This is a genomic window from Streptomyces celluloflavus, from assembly GCA_000720995.1.
In the GTDB taxonomy this organism is placed as follows: Bacteria; Actinomycetota; Actinomycetes; order Streptomycetales; family Streptomycetaceae; genus Streptomyces; species Streptomyces celluloflavus.
The window spans coordinates 68337-84907 of the sequence record JOEL01000004.1; the positions used below are offsets into that span (position 1 = coordinate 68337).

Consider the following 16571-nt stretch of genomic DNA (forward strand, 5'->3'; position numbering starts at 1 on the left):
CCAACCAGAGGCGTACTCAAGGGTGTTGAGGCCGGACTACGAAGGCTGCTGACCGATGAATGAGCGCGAGTCCCCGCCAGTGCGCGCCTCGGGCGTTGAGCCTGCCCCCGTGGACGGCTGCCGCATCTGCTACGCAGCCCTTCGGGACCGGGCCGCAGCGTGGACACGAGGTGACACCCGCGACGCCGAGAGCTACGGCGAACCGCCGAATCGGGCGGTTGACCGCGACAGCCCGGCCCTTGCCGAGCTGCGCGAGCGCGTCCGTGCGGACTGCGAGAGCCGGCGCCGCCTCGGCCCCCTGGGGCGAAAGCTGTGACGGCACACGGGCCCACCACGGAACCGCCCGAGCCTCCCGCCGATCCCTTCGCCGGCACTCCGTACGAGGGCAGCCCCGAGGGGTGGTGGACGCCGTACGGCGGGGCGCTGGATCAGGCGTCGGGCGTGGTCCACATTCCCCGCATGACCGAAGCGCCCACATGGACCGGAGCAGCCGAAGCACTCGCCGACGAGGTGACCGCCGGCGCCCCCGCATGGCATGACGCCGTGCGCAGCACCCCCCGTCACCTGCTGGTCCCACGCTGGTGGCGGCGCATCCCCAACAGCCCGGCCCGGGAATGGGAGTTGGTAGACCTCGCCGAGGACTCCCCCGAGCGGCTGCGCGCCGCGTACACCGACGAAACGCTGGTGACCCGCGTCGGTCCCACACACGCCGACCACGCCGTCCCGGGCGAGCGCGGCAAGGGTGATCCCACGTCGTCGTCCACCCTGCCGGGGCTCATCGTGTCCATGGCGCATCGGCTCGACGTCAAGCCCGGCCACAAGGTGTTGGACGTGGGGACGGGCTCCGGCTACTCCGCCGGTCTGTTCGCCCGCCGCTTCGGGGACGAGAACGTGACCAGCGTGGACGTGGACCCGACGCCCCGTCCGGCCACGGTGCGTCATCAGGGACCTCGCCGGGGCTCCACCGGACCACGCTCCGGCAGGGCCCCGGCGAGGGGTGCGGCGCACCGGGCGGGCCGTTTCCGGTTCCGCCCGGTGTGCCGCGGGCCGTACCCGTGTCCGGCGCCCCCACAGCGCCGGTCCGGGGTACGGGTCCGTCAGCCGCGGTCGCCCTGCGCGGCGTTCCTGCGGTGGCGTGCGAAGCCGACGGCTCCGGCGCCCGCGGCGAGCAGCACGGCCGCGCCGCCGACGAGATACGGGGTGGTCGAACCGGCGCCGGTCTCGGCGAGGTTCTGGGTCCCCGGACGGGTGCCGGACGGGGTGTTCACCTGGGTGCCCTTGCCGCCGGACGTCCCGGCGTCGCTCCCCCCGGAGGTGCCACCGGACGTGCCGCCGTCGCTCCCGCCGGAGGTGCCACCGGTTCCGTTGTTCCCGGGCGCCTTGGTGTGCGGTGCGGTGCAGGTGGCCTGGACGAGGGTCACCCGTCCGCTGATCTCCGCGACATTGAGCTTCAGCGGGTTGATGGCGACATTGAGGTCGAGTGCGGTGGCCGCGGCGCCGTGGGACGTGACGCTCTTCTTCGACAGGTCGAGCCGTACGTCGCCGACCCCGGGCACCTTGACGTCGGTCGTGCCGCCCGCGGCGAGCGTGACCTTCTTGCCCAGGACGACGACGCTGCCCAGCACCTCCGACTCGGCCCGCGGCTGCTGCCCCGCCTCGCACACCGCCTTGGCCGTGACCTGCTGGACCTCGGCCAGGGGCAGGCCCAGGCCGGGGAGCTGGACCTTGGCGTGCACCACGTGGGCGTACCCCTCGGTCTTGTGCCGGTCGGCGACGGCGCGCGCGGCGGCCGCGTCGGCGTGCAGCACACTGAACGGCTTGCCGCCGTCGATGCCGTCCAGGTTGACGGTGAGCGCGGTCTTGTCGGCGGAGGCCGGTGCGTGCACCTCGTTCAGGGCGACGTGCAGCGGGACGTGGACCGACTTGTTGAGCAGCCCGATGTCCAGGCCGGTGCGGAGCACGACCGCGCCGGACGTGCCGTCGACCGTGTCGTGGCCGGTGGCCTGTGCGGGCGCGGCGCCGAGCAGCAGGGCGGGGCCGGCCGCGAGCGCGGTGGCGGCGAAGGCCGCGGCGAGCCGACGGGCGGGACGGCGGACCGGCGGCAGGGCGGCGGGACCGGCCGTCCGGCGTCCGGGCATGCCGAAGGAGCTGATGGAACTGGTGAACACGTGTGTGGAACCCCCACAAGAGAAGTGGAGCCGCCGGCCGCGCCAATGGGGGACATCACGCGTGCCGACGACCTCGACCCGCACATCCTGTACGCACTGAGGGTGAACGGGCAGCCACGTGAGGTGAGTTCATCCCAAAGGGTGGTTTCCGCGCCCATATTCGAATCCCGCGACACGGCACATCACCCACGTCCCAGCCGCACCGCCCTACAAGGCCCTGTAAGACCCTGCCACCCGGTACCGCGCCCGCCCCGTCACCGCATCAGGGTGCCGCCGTTGACGTCGTAGGTGGCGCCGGTGGCGAACGTCTCCTGAGAGGCGAGGAAGACGGCGACCCGGGCGACCTCCTCGGGGGTGGCGATCCGCCCGAGCGGCACCTGCGCGACGAGCTCCGCGAGGGCGTCCGGGCCGACGGAGCGGACCATCGGCGTATCGATCATCGCGGGGGCGACGGCGTTCACCGTGACGCCGTGCGCGGCCAGTTCGGCGGCGAAGACGCGGGTCAGCGAGATCAGCCCGGCCTTGGAGGTGCCGTACGCGGCACCGGTCGGCCGGGGCGTCTGGCCGGCGAGGGAGGCCATGTTGACGATGCGGCCGAAACCGCGCTCGCGCATATCCGCGGCGACGGCCCGGGTGAGGAGGAAGACGGCGCGCAGATTGACCGCGAACACCTCGTCCCACTCCTCGGGTGTGATCTCCCACAGCGTCTTGGCCAGCGGCCGGGCCGCGTTGTTGACCAGGACGTCGACCGGGCGCCAGGCGCGGACGGTCGCGTAGGCGGCGTCGATCGCACCGGGATCGCGCAGATCGGCGCGGACCGGCAGGACGCGCTCCCCGTCGGGGTCGAGGCCGGTGGCCAGTGCGCGGTTGGCCGCGTCGTCGATGTCCAGCGCCGCGATGTACGCGCCCTCGGCGTGGAAGGCGCGGACGAGGGCGGCGCCGAGCCCCTGGGCACTGCCGGTGATCAGTACGGTGCGGCCGGCGAGACCGGTGTCGAGCATGAGGCGGGTCCTTCGGGAGTGGTGGACGGAGGGCGGGGCGGCGGCCGGTCAGGCGGTGCCGAAGAACAGCGGGCGACCGACGCGGGCCTCGATGCGCAGATAGCGCCAGAGCCGCCCGGTGCCGGTCTCGGTGGCGCGGACGATGCCGCAGATCTCGGAGACGGTCGCCAGGTCGGGGACGTCGGCGAGAATGTAGGAGGTCCACGGCCAGCCGGTGGCCGCGCCGACCATCAGCTGATCGTCGTCCAGCGTGCCGAGCACCCGTACCCCGAAGCGCTCGGCGAGCCGGTCGAAGGCGGGCGTGATGGCGGCGGCCACGTCGGCGCGGGTCGCGTCGTCCGCGTTGAAGAACTCCTGCGTCACGCCGATGCAGAAGAGCGTGCGCAGCGGGGCCTCGCCCGAGGCTGGAGTACCTGCCCCCGGGGCCGGGGTGTCGGCGGGGACGGGGGCGGGAGCATGGGAAGCACGGGACATGTACAACCTCGTGGAGAGTAGGCCGGCGGATATCCGCAGATGCCGGACGGCATCGGGACGTGCCAGGAGGTGGGTATCGGGACACCGTCGGACCGGGCGCCGGCACCGGGCGCCGCGGCACCGGCCGCGCGGGGTTCCGGTTGCGCACCGGGTGCCGGTTGCGCCGGGACAACAATTAGAGGAACGTCGAAGTATCGACGCTCCGCGGACACTACCACTCAGTTAGAGAGTCTTCTAAACATGCCCTCCGTCACCGGCCCGGCCGCCCTCGCCGCCGTGCCGCCCGAGTCCTCCCCGCCGGCCGACGCCGACCAGCCGGCCACCGCCGAACTCTGCCTCGGCGGCCTCCTCCAGGCGTTCAGCGATCCGCTGCGCCAGCGGATCGTCCGGCGGCTCGCCGCGGACGGCGAGGCGGGCTGCGGCGACATCGAACTGCCGGTCACCCGGGCCACCGGCTCGTACCACTTCCGGATCCTGCGGACCGCCGGCTGGACACACACCCGCAAGATCGGCCGGGAACGCTATATCTCGCTGCGCCGGGCGGACCTGGAAGAGCGCTTCCCCGGGCTGCTCGACGCGCTGCTGCGGGCGTCCGCGGCGGACGCCGAGGCGCGGCGCTGACGCCGGACGGTGTCCACGATCCGGAATCCGTTGTCTCGTACACGGACATGACGGATAAGGTGCCGCCGTGTCAACCGAGCAGACGAACCAGAGACCGGATCCGGCCACCGGCCCCGCGACACCGGCGCGGCCCGCACCCCCGGGCGACCTGCCCGCCTCCGACCGGGCGGCGCGCCGGGCGGTAACGGTCTTCCCGCTGCTGGTGATCGCCGCCGGCGCGATCGGGCTGCTGTGGCCCGCGCACTTCACCGGCTGGGCGCCCGCGGTGCCGTGGCTGCTCGGCGTGGTGATGTTCTCGATGGGGCTGACGCTGACCCTGCCGGACTTCACCGCGGTCGCCAAGCGGCCCTGGGCGGTGGGCCTGGGCCTGGTCGCGCATTACGTGATCATGCCGGGGCTGGGCTGGCTGATCGCGACCGTGCTGCATCTGCCGCCGCAGCTCGCGGCGGGGGTGATCCTCGTCGGCTGCGCGCCCAGCGGCACCGCGTCCAACGTCGTCACGTTCCTGGCCCGCGGCGATGTCGCGCTCTCGGTCTCCGTCGCCACCGTCTCCACGGTGCTCGCCCCGCTCATCACTCCCCCGCTGACGCTGCTGCTCGCCGGGCAGTTCCTGGACGTGGACGCCGGGGTCATGGTGACCGACATCCTCAAGACGGTGCTGCTGCCGGTCGCGGCCGGGCTGCTGGTCCGGGTCGTCGCGGGCCGCTACGTGGACAAGGTGCTCGGCGCCCTGCCGTGGCTCTCCGCCGTGACCATCGCGGCCATCGTGCTGGCCGTGGTCGCGGGCAGCGCCGCGCTGATCAAGGACGCGGCGGCGCTGGTGCTGCTCGCGGTGGTGCTGCACAACGGGCTCGGGCTGGCGCTCGGTTACGGGGCGGGGAAGCTGGCCCGGCTGGGCCGCCCCGCGAGCCGGGCGATGGCCTTCGAGGTCGGCATGCAGAACTCCGGCCTGGCCGCGTCGCTGGCCACCGCGCACTTCAGTCCGGCGGCGGCGCTGCCCGCGGCGGTCTTCTCCGTCTGGCACAACGTCTCGGGCGCGGTGGTCGCGGCCTGGATGGCCCGCACCGAGCGCCGCACCAGGTAGCACCGCGGGTCGCCACGGGGCGGGCGGGACGGAGCGAGCGGGGCGCGGCAGGACGAAGCCCGGTGGCCGGACCGGCGGTCACCGGTCCGAGCGCCGCGCCGGTCCGGCCACTGGATGAACCGCCACCGGGCCAGCCGCCACGGGCCCGCCCCGCCACCGGCCCCTCAGCCGATCACCCGCCCGCGCAGCACCACCCGGCGGGGTGCGGCCAGCACCCGTACGTCCTGGCGCGGATCGGCCTCGTAGACCACCAGGTCGGCGGGGGCGCCCTCGGTCAGGCCCGGCCGGCCCAGCCAGTCCCGGGCGCCCCAGGTCGTCGCGGAGAGCGCGGCGACGGCCGGCAGACCGGCCTTCCGCAGCTCGGCGACCTCCTGGGCGACCAGACCGTGCGCGAGCGAGCCGCCCGCGTCCGTACCGGCGAAGACGGGCACGCCCGCGTCGTATGCCGCCCGCACGGTGTCGTAGCGGCGCTCGTGCAGCCGTCGCATATGGTCCGCCCAGCGCGGGAACTTCGCCTCGCCGCCCGACGCGAGCTGCGGGAAGGTCGCGATGTTGACGAGCGTGGGGACGATGGCGACACCGCGCTCGGCGAACAGCGGGATGGTCTCCTCGGTGAGGCCGGTGGCGTGCTCGATGCAGTCGATACCGGCCTCGACGAGCGGTGCGAGGGTGTCCTCGGCAAAGCAGTGGGCGGTCACCCGGGCGCCGAGGCGGTGCGCCTCGGCGATGGCCGCCGCGACGGCGCCGCGCGGCCAGCACGCCTCCAGGTCGCCGGTCGAGCGGTCGATCCAGTCCCCCACGAGCTTGACCCAGCCGTCGCCCCGCCGGGCCTCCTGGGCGACATAGGCGACGAGGTCCGCCGGCTCGATCTCATGGGCGTAGTTGCGGATGTAGCGGCGGGTGCGGGCGATGTGCCGGCCCGCGCGGATGATCCGCGGCAGATCCTCACGGTCGTCGATCCAGCGGGTGTCGGAGGGCGATCCGGCGTCGCGCAGCAGCAGCGCGCCCGCGTCGCGTTCGGTCAACGCCTGCTTCTCGCTGGTGGGGTCGTCCACCGGTCCGTCGGCGTCCAGCCCCACATGGCAGTGGGCGTCCACCAGGCCCGGCAGCACCCACCCCTGGACGGTCGTGACCTCCCGCGCCGCGACCGGCCGGTCGTACGTCACCCGGCCGCCGACGACCCAGAGTTCGTCGCGCACATCCTCCGGGCCGACGAGGACCCTCCCCTTGAGGTGCAGCACCGCACCGTCACTCATCGCCATCATGGACGCACCCTATGCGGCGCGCCACCGGAGGTGGACCCGGCCGTCCGGCGGGCTCCGCGGCGGGCTCCCGCGCATTTCCGCGGGCCCGTTCCGTGGCCGATTTCCCGCCCCGCCCGGGCGTCGGCGCCGCTTTGCTCTCCCGTTCCCCGCCATTCCTTTCCGCGCAACTTCTCGCACGCCTTTCGGGGGACCTTCCGAAGCGCCTTGCGATGCGCTTCCACGGCACCTTCCGCAGGCAAATTCACAATTCTTCAGAAGCGCAGCTCCCCGTATTCTCCTGCCCGCTTTTCCGCAGCTCAAACGCTAAGATTCCGCTAGCCTCCGGCACCGTAATTCGGATGGCTTCCCCGGGTGTTACGGACCTGTGACCGACCCCACAGCGCGCCCGTTTCACCCCGAACCTCCTGGTCAAAACCGTACATCTTGCAGCCACAACGCGCGCTCGGGCGCACCCGCGCGATAACACAGCAACACGACTTGCGTAACCTCTGCCCGCGATGCAATTTCCTTTTTCCCTGGGTAAATTTAATTTCCATGACCGCCGCACAAGCAGACCATGCAGGCGCCCGTACCGATTTCAGGGAATTGCCTGAGGGCTTCAAGTTCGACACCCCTCGGGTGGCGGACGGAGCCGCAATCTGGCGCATCGCCCGCGATTCCCGGACCCTGGACCTCAACTCCTCCTACAGCTACCTGCTGTGGTGTCGCGACTTCGCCGCCACCTCCGTCGTGGCACGCGACGCGGCGGGCGAACCGGCCGCCTTCGTCACCGGCTACCGCCGCCCCGAGCACCCGGAGACCCTCGTCGTGTGGCAGGTCGCCGTCGACGACGCGCACCGCGGCCGGGGGCTGGCGGCCGCGCTGCTGGACGGACTGACCGCCCGCGCCGTACGCGACTGGGGCGTCCGCCGCGTCGAGACCACCGTCACCCCCCACAACGACGCCTCCAACCGGCTGTTCGCGTCGTTCGCCGAGCGCCACGGCGTACCGCTCAGGCGCGAGGTGCTCTTCGACGCGGAGCTCTTCCCCGGGCAGGGCCACGAGCCGGAGGTGCTGCACCTCATCGGGCCGTTCGCCCTTCCGCCCGGCCCCGGGCACTGACGGCCGGACCGGGCGCGCGGCCGCCCCGGGTAGGCCGTTCGGGTCCCGCGTCCGCCGCACGGGAAGGGCGCGCCCCGTGAGAGCGCCGCATCCGGCCGCCCGCCCCGCAGACTTCCACTCCGTTCGCCACTTCATCTCCCAGGAGCATGCTGTGACCATCACCCAGCCCGATCTGAGCGTCTTCGAGACCGTGGAGTCGGAGGTACGCAGCTACTGCCGCGGCTGGCCGACCGTCTTCGACCGCGCGCAGGGCAGCCGGATTTTCGACGAGGACGGCCACGTCTACCTCGACTTCTTCGCCGGGGCCGGATCGCTCAACTACGGCCACAACAACCCGGTCCTCAAGCGCGCCCTGATCGACTACATCGAGCGGGACGGCATCACCCACGGCCTGGACATGTCGACCACGGCCAAGCGGGCGTTCCTGGAGTCCTTCCAGAACATCATCCTGCGGCCGCGCGACCTGCCCTACAAGGTCATGTTCCCGGGCCCGACGGGCACCAACGCCGTCGAGGCCGCGCTGAAACTGGCCCGCAAGGTCAAGGGCCGCGAGTCGATCGTGTCCTTCACCAACGCCTTCCACGGCATGTCGCTGGGCTCGCTGGCCGTCACCGGCAACGCCTTCAAACGGGCCGGCGCCGGTATCCCGCTGGTGCACGGCACCCCGATGCCGTTCGACAACTACCTCGACGGCCAGATCCCGGACTTCCTCTGGTTCGAGCGGCTGCTGGAGGACCAGGGTTCGGGTCTGAACCAGCCCGCCGCGGTGATCGTCGAGACCGTCCAGGGCGAGGGCGGCATCAACGTCGCCCGCGCCGAATGGCTGCGCGCCCTCGCCGCGCTGTGCGAGCGCCGCGACATGCTGCTGATCGTGGACGACATCCAGATGGGCTGCGGCCGCACCGGCGCGTTCTTCTCCTTCGAGGAGGCGGGCATCGTGCCGGACATCGTCACCGTCTCGAAGTCCATCAGCGGCTACGGTCTGCCGCTCGCGCTCACCCTCTTCAAGCCCGAGCTGGACGTATGGGAGCCGGGCGAGCACAACGGCACCTTCCGCGGCAACAACCCGGCCTTCGTCACCGCCGCCGCCACGCTGGACGCGTACTGGGCCGACGGCCAGATGGAGAAGCAGACGCTCGCCCGCGGCGAGATCGTCGAGTCCCATCTGAAGGCCATCGTCGAGGAGCACCCGGACGCCATCTCCGAGTACCGCGGCCGCGGACTGGTGTGGGGCCTGGAGTGCGTGGACAAGAGCCGCGCCAACACGATCGCCAAGCGCGCCTTCGAGCTGGGTCTGCTCATCGAGACCTCCGGCCCGGAGAGCGAGGTCGTCAAGCTGCTGCCCGCGCTGACGACCACCCCCGAGGAACTGGACGAGGGCCTTCGCACCCTCGCCCGCGCGGTCCGCGACTGCGTCTGACGGACCCGGCCACCCGGCACCCCCGGCCGGCCGCCCCGTTCACCGCACGCGCCCACCGCACCCGTCCCGTACAGCCGTTCCACAGAAAGGCACCGACTCACCGTGATCGTCCGATCCTTCAAGGACATCGAAGGCACCGACCGCCACGTCAGGGCCGCCTCCGGCACCTGGGAGAGCAAGCGCATCGTGCTCGCCAAGGAGCGCGTCGGCTTCTCGCTGCACGAGACCATCCTGTACGCGGGAACCGAGACCTCGATGTGGTACGCGAACCACATCGAGGCCGTCCTGTGCGTGGAGGGCGAGGCCGAGCTCACCAACGACGAGACCGGCGAGAAGCACTGGATCTCGCCGGGCACGATGTACCTGCTCAACGGCCATGAGAAGCACACCATGCGGCCCAAGACCGACTTCCGCTGCGTCTGTGTCTTCAACCCCCCGGTCACCGGCCGCGAGGACCACGACGAGAACGGCGTCTACCCGTTGCTCACCGAACCCGAAACGGTCTGAGGCGCATTGCCGCCCGCCCCGTGCGGCGGCCGAGGAGGACACACCCCGGATACCTGGCCGAGAGCATGTACGAGAGGAGAGGAAGGCCCATATGACCACCGCACCCGAGCGCACCGCCGACCGCTACCCGTCCCGTGGGGCCACCGAGACGATCACCCCGCGGGAGGACCCGGTGGTGTGGTCACCGCCCGGCTCGGCCGGCCCCTTCCGGCCGACCGAGCTGAGCGACTTCGCCCGCGACGGCTTCTGCGCCGTCGGTGACCTGCTGACGGCGGACGAAGTCGCGGTCTACCGCGCCGAACTGGACCGGCTCGTGCTGGACCCGGCGACGCGCGCCGACCCGCGTTCGATCATCGAGCCGAAGACGGGGAGCGTACGGTCCGTCTTCGAAGTGCACCGGATCAGCGAGGTGTTCGCCGGGCTGGTCCGCGATCCGCGGGTGGCCGGCCGCGCCCGGCAGATCCTCGGCTCGGACGTCTACATCCACCAGTCGCGGATCAATGTGAAGCCCGGGTTCGGCGCCTCCGGTTTCTACTGGCACTCGGACTTCGAGACCTGGCACGCGGAGGACGGTCTGGCGCGGATGCGCACCGTGTCCGTCTCCATCGCGCTGACCGAGAACCTCGACACCAACGGCGGCCTGATGATCATGCCCGGTTCCCACCACGACTTCGTGGGGTGCGCGGGCGAGACGCCGAAGGACAACTACAAGAGATCCCTCCAGATGCAGGACGCGGGCATCCCGTCGGACGAGACGCTGACGAAGATGGCGGACCGGCACGGCATCCGCCTGTTCACCGGCCGGGCCGGCTCGGCGACCTGGTTCGACTGCAACGCCATGCACGGTTCCGGCGACAACATCACGCCGTACCCGCGCAGCAATGTGTTCCTCGTCTTCAACAGCGTGGAGAACACCGCGGTGGAGCCGTTCGCGGCGCCGATCCGGCGCCCGGAGTACATCGGCGCCCGCGACTTCACGCCGGTGCGGTAGCCCGCTCGCCGCTGCCGCACCAGGTCGACGGTACGGACCGCCGCCCCGAGGCCCGGGGCGGCGGTCCGCGTCGTTAGCCTGACGCCTGACCAGGGGTCCGGACCCGCCGCGGTGGGCACCGGGCCGGGCGGCCGGTGTGCCGCGCGGTGGAGCGAAGGCGAGGAGAGACGTCATGAGTGTGCAGCGGCTGCCCGGGGTCGTGCTGACCGACCACGTACTGGAAGTGCCCCTGGACCACGACGAACCGGGCGGTGAGCGGATCGAGGTGTACGGCCGCGAGGTGGTGGCCGCCGGGCGCGAACGGGCGGAACTGCCGTGGCTGGTGTACTTGCAGGGCGGCCCCGGCTGCCCGGCGCCGCGGCCGCTCGGGCGCGAATCCTGGCTGTCCCGGGTGCTGGACGACTACCGCGTCCTGCTGCTGGACCAGCGCGGCACCGGCCGCTCGACGCCCGCCAACCGGCAGACACTCCCGCTGCGCGGCGGCCCCGGCGAACAGGCCGCGTATCTGGCGCACTTCCGCGCCGACGCGATCGTGCGGGACGCCGAGACGTTCCGCCGCCGGCTGGCCGGCGACGACACCCCGTGGAGCGTGCTGGGCCAGAGCTTCGGCGGTTTCTGCACCGTCACCTATCTCTCGCAGGCGCCCGAGGGGCTGCGCGAGGCGTATGTGACGGGCGGGCTGCCGGGGACGGACGCGAGCGCGGCGGACGTCTACCGGGCGGCGTACCCGCGGGTCGCCCGGAAGAACGCCGCGCACTACGCCCGCTTCCCCGAGGACGTACCGGCCGTCCGCCGGATCGCGGCACATCTGCGCGCCCACGAGGTACGGCTGCCGGGCGGCGGACTGCTGACGGCCGAGGCGTTCCAGGCGCTGGGCCTGATGCTGGGCAGCGGCAACGGCTCGCCCACCCTGCACCACCTGATCAACGAGGCATGGGTGACCGGCCCCGCGGGCCCCGAACTCGCCGACGCGTTCCTGCACGCCGTCCAGGGACATCTCTCGCACGCCACCACCCCGCTCTTCGCGCTGCTGCACGAGACGATCTACGGACAGCGGTCGGTGGACCCGGGCCCGACCGGCTGGGCGGCGCAACGGGTGCGGGACGGCCTCGAAACGGACGCCGCCTTCGATGTGGACACCGCGCTGGCCGGCGACGGACCGCTGTATTTCACCGGCGAGATGATGTACCCCTGGCTCTTCGACACCGACCCGGCGCTGCGCCCCCTGAAGGAGACCGCACAGGCGCTGGCCGAGCGGACGGACTGGCCCGACCTGTACGACACCGAACGACTGGCCGCCAACGAGGTACCGGCCGCCGCCGCGGTCTACTTCGACGATATGTACGTCGACACCACCCACTCCCTGCGAACCGCGGAGCGCATCCGCGGACTGCGGACGTGGGTGACCAACGAGTGGGAGCACGACGGACTCCGCGTGAGCGACGGCGCGGTACTCGACCGGCTGATCAGAACGGTACGCGGGGAGCTGTGAGGGGGCGCGGGGGCGTCTGAGGTGCGGGGGTGGGGCGGGGCGCCGGTCGCGCCCCGCCCGGGGGCCGGTCCGGGCGGCTGCCCGCTTGTCGGGACTCGTCGGGGCTCGCCGCAAGCGCCGGGCTTCAGTCGGATTCTTCGTTCTCGGGTTCTGCGTATCCGGCTTCTCCGTTCCCGCTCGGCACGGGGCTTTGCCGGTCAGCGCTCGGCATCCCAGTTCATGGTGACCACGGTGTACGCCTCCCCGTTTCCCGACGGCCGCGTCCATGAGCGGGTGGTGAACGTGTGCAGCCGTCCGTGCGTGATCGCGTGGCGCGGCAGGTGGACACCGAACTCGCCGGTCACGGCCTCCAGTAGCGGCCGTTCCGCCTCGGTGCCCTCCTCCCGGGAGCCGAAGAACCGGTCCGGGTCCAGTGCCCGTGGTATCTCCCCGGTCCGGCGTATCTCTCCGTCCGCATACGTGAAGGCGTACTGCTCGACACCGTCCTGAGCCACGGAAAGGTGGAAGAACGGTTCCCCGCGCCAGGTCCTCAGGCCGCTCCACACGACCACCGCGCGGGTGCCCGCGCTGGCGGCCGCGGCCGGGGAGACGAACCGCCGCGGGTCGAAATGCGCAGGGTCGCTGTCGAAGGCGAAGCTCCAACAAGTGCCGGCCCGGCCGACCGCCATGAGGGCCTTGTCGTCGTAGGACGAGAACTCCCTCTTTCCGCGGAGCAATCGGTGGCGCGCTTCATCGGGAGTCATGGGATCGTCCATCGTTGCCTCGTCACCGTCCGCGAGGCGTCCGGGAAGATCCTCCGGCTTCACACCTTCGACCAGGACGAACCGGTAGGACGTGAGGTTGCCGTGAGGGTCCGGGTCCGCGAGCCACGCCAGATTGTCCGGGTCGAGGCCGGCCGGCGGGCTCGGTGCCTCGCCCGTCTGCCCGCCTCTGGGGGTGGACAGCAGTTCGCGGCCCCGTTCCGGGGTCAGCAGGGGTCCGAGCACGGGGTCGGCCACCCATCCCAGCGGCGCCAGGTGGTCGGGGCCCAGCGGCTGCCATACCGGCAGAGCGTCCATCAGCGTTCGCCATGCCCCGTCGGTGTTGCCCCACCGAGCCAGCTCCCGTGCCCGTTCGACCGCTTCCCCGAACGGTCCGGCCGCCGTGTACCGGTACGTGCCGTTGCGTATCTGCTCCAGCGTCGCGTAGGCCAGCGACACCACGTCGTCACCAGCTCCCCGCAGGCTGAACATCAGCGTGGAGTCGTCCCTGTACGAGTTCGCCGCGTGCTCGGCGACCAGCGCCGGCAGCAGCTCGGGCGCGTACCGCGGGTCGGTCACCACGCCCTCGAAGTACACCGCGTAGGTCTGTCCGAGCAGGCGGCGTATCTGGTCACCCAACCCGGCGGCCCGCGGTCTGCCGTACCCCTTCGCCTCGTCCAACGCGTGCCCGGCCCGTTCCCAATTGCCGCGCAGCACCTCCAGCCGGGACTGCTCCACCAGGGCGTCCAGCTCTCGCGTCGTGTCGTTGGCGAACTCCGGCTCCCCGTCGGCCGAGCGTGCCCTCAGGCTGTGGAACTCCCGGTGCATGTCCCGCATGAACTCGACGAAGTTCGCGTACCGCTCGGGTGGTTCGGCCCGCCAGCTCGCCCATATGTACACGGCCCACTCACCATCCTCGTCCACGTCCTCGGGATCCAAGAGGACGTGGGTGATGTCGGACTCGACGTCGAGCTGGAGCCCGCGCCGCCAGATATCCGCATCCCGCCGCTCGTCGGGTCCGGCGTCGTCGTCCAGGTGCTCCTCGAAAATTTCCGCGAGCTCGGACTCGTTGTTGTGCCAGCGCGCGTCCGTGCTCCCCGCCAACAGCCAGACGAACCCGCCGGCGTGCCGCCACCCGTCGCTGACCTTGAGGAACTCCCGGTACGACGGAGGCATTCGTCGGCCGAGGCGCTCCTCCATCGCTGCGATCCGCTCCTCGGATGCGGGCGGGAACCCCAACCACCGATCCCGCCGGGCGGCTTCATCCTCCGCACTCCGCGACTCGTCATCGGGCAGGGAATCTGACCACTCCTCACTCCATCTGAGCAGGAACGGCCGCCAGTCGTACGGTGTCGCATTCGTCATGCGTCCGATGCTGCCACCCACCACTGACACTGCCCTGTGATGCCTGGCGGCATGGGCTGCCGCCGATACTTCTCAGGCCGACCCGACGACGTTCTCGCGCCCCACGACACCTGAACGGTCGGGCCAAAGGCCACAAGTGGTGCGGCCCCTGGCAAGGAAAACGGAAGGTGGGGTCTACACCATCTCGCCGCACGCCGTGAAGACTCACAGTTCGTCCCGCTGGTCACCCGCACCCAGCAGCGCAGCCTTCAGATGCACGACACACCGGGGCGGGGATTCCCGGCGCAGTCCGCGCCGGCCGACTCCCTTGGGGCAGCCGTCCAGTGGGGCGAGGAGAGCCCGCCCCACCGGACGCCGCACGGAAGTCAGCCGTCGAGCAGTGCCAGCAGCCGCTCCACGTCCGCGGTGGAGTTGTAGAGATGGAACGACGCCCGGAGCAGTCCGCCGCGCACCGAGATCCGTACGCCCGCCTCGGTCAGCCGTCGCTCCGCGTCCGCGAGCCCGGGGGTGGAGACGATCGCCGAGCCGGGCGCCGGGCGCGGGGTGAGACCGCGGGCGGTGAGGCCGGCGCGGTAGTGGTCGGCCAGCGCGGTGTTGTGGGCGTGGACGGTGGTGACGCCGAGTTCCTCGAAGAGCGCCAGGGACTGCGCGGCGCCGAGGTAGGAGTAGTGGGCGTGCGGCTCGTCGAAGCGCCGGGCGGTGGTGGCCGGCCGCAGGACCGGACCGTAGCTGGACTCACCCGGCTCCTCGCCCGCCACCCAGCCCGCGTGCAGCGCGGCCGGCCACGCCCCGGCGGCGTCCCGGTCCCCGTGGCCGCCGCCGGTCCCGTTCCCGCCGAACGCCATGAAGGTGGTGCCGCGCGGGCACAGCAGCCATTTGAAGGCCCCGCAGACGACGAAGTCGAAGTCGTCCGCGCGCAGCGGCAGCCAGCCCGCGGCCTGGGTGATGTCGAGGTAGGTGCGCGCGCCGTGCGCCCGCGCCGCGGCCCGGACCGCCGCCAGGTCCGCGATCGCACCGTCCAGCGACTGCACTGCGCTGAAGGCGACGAGCGCGGTGTCCGGCCGGACCGCCCCGGCGAGCTCCGCCAGCGGCACGGTACGCAGCTGGACGCCGGGGTGCGCGGCGAACGGATTGACCAGAGAGCTGAAATCGCCCTCGGGAACCAGCACTTCGGCGCCCGGCGGGAGCGTGCCGGCGACGAACGCGGACTGCACCGCGACGGAGCTGCCGACGGCGACGCGCTCCGCGGGGATGTCCAGCAGCCGGGCGAAGGCGGCCCGGGAGGCCGCGGCCGGGCCGAAGTAGTCGCGGCCCATGGTGCCGTAGGAGGCGGACTCGTCGACCGCCGCGTGCAGTGCGGTCCTGGTGCGCATCGGGAGCAGTCCGCTGGAAGCGGAGTTCAGATAGGTCGTCTCGGGCGCGAATTCCGCCCCGCCCAGTGGCGCGCGTCGCTGCATGCCCCCACTCTGCTCGACGCGCGGTGCCCCGTCCATGACATCTCCGCCCGGCCGGCCCGCAAGCCTTCCGCATCCGCTCCGGTCGGAGCGGATGCGGGCGGGCCGGCCCGCGGTCACTTCCCGGGCACGGTCACTTCCCGGGTACGGCGCAGCCGTCGTCCCCGCAGACCTCGGCGTCGCCGGTCGGCAGGATCTGGACGACGCCCTCCGCGTGGGCGCGCTCCAGCGCCTGGCGGAAGACGTCGGCGGGCTGGCCGCCGGAGATGCCGTAGCGCCGGTCGATGACGAAGAACGGCACCCCGCCCGCGCCCAGCTGCGCGGCCTCGCGCTCGTCGGCCCGTACCGCGTCCGCGTACGCGTCCGGGTCGGCCAGCACCCGCGCGACGGCGTCGGCGGGCAGTCCCGCGCCGGTGGCGATCTCACCGAGAACGGCGGCGTCGCCCAGCGGCCGGGCCTCGGCGAAGTTGGCCCGGTAGAAGGCTTGGAGCAGCGCGTCCTGCACGCCGTGCTCCTTGGCCAGGTGCAGCAGCCGGTGCAGGTCGAAGGTGTTGCCGTGGATCCGGTCGGAGCGGTAGCCGAGCCCCTCACCGGCCGCCGCCTCGGCAACCTTGGCCTCCATGGCCTCGGCCTGCTCACGGGTCACGCCGTACTTCGTGGCGAGCATGTCCAGAATCGGTATGTCGGTGGCGGCCGGCGCGTCCGCGTCCAGCTCGAACGAGCGGTGCACCACCTCGACCGCATCACGGTGCGCGAACGCGGCCAGCCCCGCTTCGAAGCGGGCCTTGCCTATGTAGCACCAGGGGCACCCGTGGACTAACGGAGCCATACCACGTCTGACCTGCGGAAACGTGTGCACGGGAATGTCTTGGTCCTTACAAAAGAGTA

At 72.0% G+C, this 16571-nt stretch carries 14 protein-coding genes and 1 pseudogene; 8 read left to right on the top strand and 7 right to left on the bottom strand.

Annotated elements, in window-relative coordinates; translation table 11 throughout:
• Positions 1–459: 459 nt before the first annotated feature.
• Positions 460–894 (top strand): annotated as a pseudogene (locus tag IH09_RS40555) (protein-L-isoaspartate(D-aspartate) O-methyltransferase); the annotation flags it as partial.
• A 203-nt stretch (positions 895–1097) separates the two neighbouring features.
• Here the strand turns inward: IH09_RS40555 and IH09_RS05430 are convergent.
• From IH09_RS05430 to IH09_RS05440, 3 genes are all read right to left on the bottom strand, one after another.
• Positions 1098–2138, bottom strand: a complete 1041-nt coding sequence (locus IH09_RS05430; protein WP_240151080.1) for an SCO1860 family LAETG-anchored protein — start codon at positions 2136–2138, stop codon at positions 1098–1100.
• Between the two features lie 284 nt (positions 2139–2422).
• On the bottom strand, positions 2423–3169 hold the full coding sequence (locus IH09_RS05435) for an SDR family NAD(P)-dependent oxidoreductase (RefSeq protein ID WP_052854557.1): 747 nt from the start codon (positions 3167–3169) through the stop codon (positions 2423–2425).
• 48 nt (positions 3170–3217) lie between these two features.
• Positions 3218–3643: a hypothetical protein gene (locus IH09_RS05440; protein WP_110952082.1), complete on the bottom strand. Its 426-nt coding sequence runs from the start codon at positions 3641–3643 to the stop codon at positions 3218–3220.
• A 240-nt stretch (positions 3644–3883) separates the two neighbouring features.
• On the opposite strand from IH09_RS05440, the gene IH09_RS05445 reads away from it, so the two are divergent.
• Both IH09_RS05445 and IH09_RS05450 read left to right on the top strand, forming a co-directional pair.
• Positions 3884–4264 carry an ArsR/SmtB family transcription factor gene (locus tag IH09_RS05445; RefSeq protein ID WP_094795488.1) on the top strand — a complete coding sequence of 127 codons (381 nt, stop codon included), beginning with the start codon at positions 3884–3886 and terminating at the stop codon, positions 4262–4264.
• A gap of 67 nt (positions 4265–4331) precedes the next feature.
• Positions 4332–5348, top strand: a complete 1017-nt coding sequence (locus IH09_RS05450; RefSeq protein WP_052854559.1) for a bile acid:sodium symporter family protein — start codon at positions 4332–4334, stop codon at positions 5346–5348.
• A gap of 164 nt (positions 5349–5512) precedes the next feature.
• On the opposite strand, the gene IH09_RS05455 is transcribed toward IH09_RS05450, so the two are convergent.
• The gene (locus tag IH09_RS05455; RefSeq protein ID WP_172451327.1) at positions 5513–6604 is read right to left on the bottom strand and encodes an amidohydrolase family protein; all 1092 of its coding nucleotides are present in this window, start codon (positions 6602–6604) and stop codon (positions 5513–5515) included.
• Between the two features lie 543 nt (positions 6605–7147).
• On the opposite strand from IH09_RS05455, the gene ectA reads away from it, so the two are divergent.
• From ectA to IH09_RS05480, 5 genes are all read left to right on the top strand, one after another.
• The gene (gene ectA / locus IH09_RS05460; protein ID WP_190233209.1) at positions 7148–7714 is read left to right on the top strand and encodes a diaminobutyrate acetyltransferase; all 567 of its coding nucleotides are present in this window, start codon (positions 7148–7150) and stop codon (positions 7712–7714) included.
• Between the two features lie 151 nt (positions 7715–7865).
• Positions 7866–9134: a diaminobutyrate--2-oxoglutarate transaminase gene (ectB, locus tag IH09_RS05465; RefSeq protein ID WP_052854563.1), complete on the top strand. Its 1269-nt coding sequence runs from the start codon at positions 7866–7868 to the stop codon at positions 9132–9134.
• A 102-nt stretch (positions 9135–9236) separates the two neighbouring features.
• Positions 9237–9641 (top strand): ectoine synthase, encoded by a 405-nt coding sequence (locus tag IH09_RS05470; protein ID WP_052854565.1) that lies wholly within the window; start codon positions 9237–9239, stop codon positions 9639–9641.
• 91 nt (positions 9642–9732) lie between these two features.
• Positions 9733–10632 (top strand): ectoine hydroxylase, encoded by a 900-nt coding sequence (gene thpD, locus IH09_RS05475; RefSeq protein ID WP_052854567.1) that lies wholly within the window; start codon positions 9733–9735, stop codon positions 10630–10632.
• A 172-nt stretch (positions 10633–10804) separates the two neighbouring features.
• Positions 10805–12124: an alpha/beta fold hydrolase gene (locus IH09_RS05480; protein ID WP_052854570.1), complete on the top strand. Its 1320-nt coding sequence runs from the start codon at positions 10805–10807 to the stop codon at positions 12122–12124.
• Between the two features lie 197 nt (positions 12125–12321).
• Here the strand turns inward: IH09_RS05480 and IH09_RS05485 are convergent, their stop codons facing one another.
• From IH09_RS05485 to IH09_RS05495, 3 genes are all read right to left on the bottom strand, one after another.
• Positions 12322–14229, bottom strand: a complete 1908-nt coding sequence (locus IH09_RS05485; protein WP_052854573.1) for an SMI1/KNR4 family protein — start codon at positions 14227–14229, stop codon at positions 12322–12324.
• A gap of 365 nt (positions 14230–14594) precedes the next feature.
• A complete protein-coding gene (locus IH09_RS05490; RefSeq protein ID WP_094795694.1) occupies positions 14595–15686 on the bottom strand; it encodes an aminotransferase class V-fold PLP-dependent enzyme in 1092 nt (363 codons plus the stop codon).
• Positions 15687–15816: 130 nt separating this feature from the next.
• Positions 15817–16512, bottom strand: a complete 696-nt coding sequence (locus IH09_RS05495; RefSeq protein ID WP_052854578.1) for a DsbA family oxidoreductase — start codon at positions 16510–16512, stop codon at positions 15817–15819.
• Positions 16513–16571: the final 59 nt, after the last annotated feature.

Excerpts from the sequence above, each read along its gene's own strand:
- IH09_RS05480 (WP_052854570.1), top strand. The coding sequence starts at position 10,805 with ATGAGTGTGCAGCGGCTGCCCGGGGTCGTGCTGACCGACCACGTACTG.
- IH09_RS05430 (WP_240151080.1), bottom strand. The coding sequence starts at position 2,138 with ATGCCCGGACGCCGGACGGCCGGTCCCGCCGCCCTGCCGCCGGTCCGC.
- IH09_RS05440 (WP_110952082.1), bottom strand. The coding sequence starts at position 3,643 with ATGTCCCGTGCTTCCCATGCTCCCGCCCCCGTCCCCGCCGACACCCCG.
- IH09_RS05485 (WP_052854573.1), bottom strand. The coding sequence starts at position 14,229 with ATGACGAATGCGACACCGTACGACTGGCGGCCGTTCCTGCTCAGATGG.
- IH09_RS05455 (WP_172451327.1), bottom strand. The coding sequence starts at position 6,604 with ATGAGTGACGGTGCGGTGCTGCACCTCAAGGGGAGGGTCCTCGTCGGC.
- IH09_RS05495 (WP_052854578.1), bottom strand. The coding sequence starts at position 16,512 with ATGGCTCCGTTAGTCCACGGGTGCCCCTGGTGCTACATAGGCAAGGCC.
- ectA (WP_190233209.1), top strand. The coding sequence starts at position 7,148 with ATGACCGCCGCACAAGCAGACCATGCAGGCGCCCGTACCGATTTCAGG.
- thpD (WP_052854567.1), top strand. The coding sequence starts at position 9,733 with ATGACCACCGCACCCGAGCGCACCGCCGACCGCTACCCGTCCCGTGGG.
- IH09_RS05435 (WP_052854557.1), bottom strand. The coding sequence starts at position 3,169 with ATGCTCGACACCGGTCTCGCCGGCCGCACCGTACTGATCACCGGCAGT.
- IH09_RS05445 (WP_094795488.1), top strand. The coding sequence starts at position 3,884 with ATGCCCTCCGTCACCGGCCCGGCCGCCCTCGCCGCCGTGCCGCCCGAG.
- IH09_RS05490 (WP_094795694.1), bottom strand. The coding sequence starts at position 15,686 with ATGCAGCGACGCGCGCCACTGGGCGGGGCGGAATTCGCGCCCGAGACG.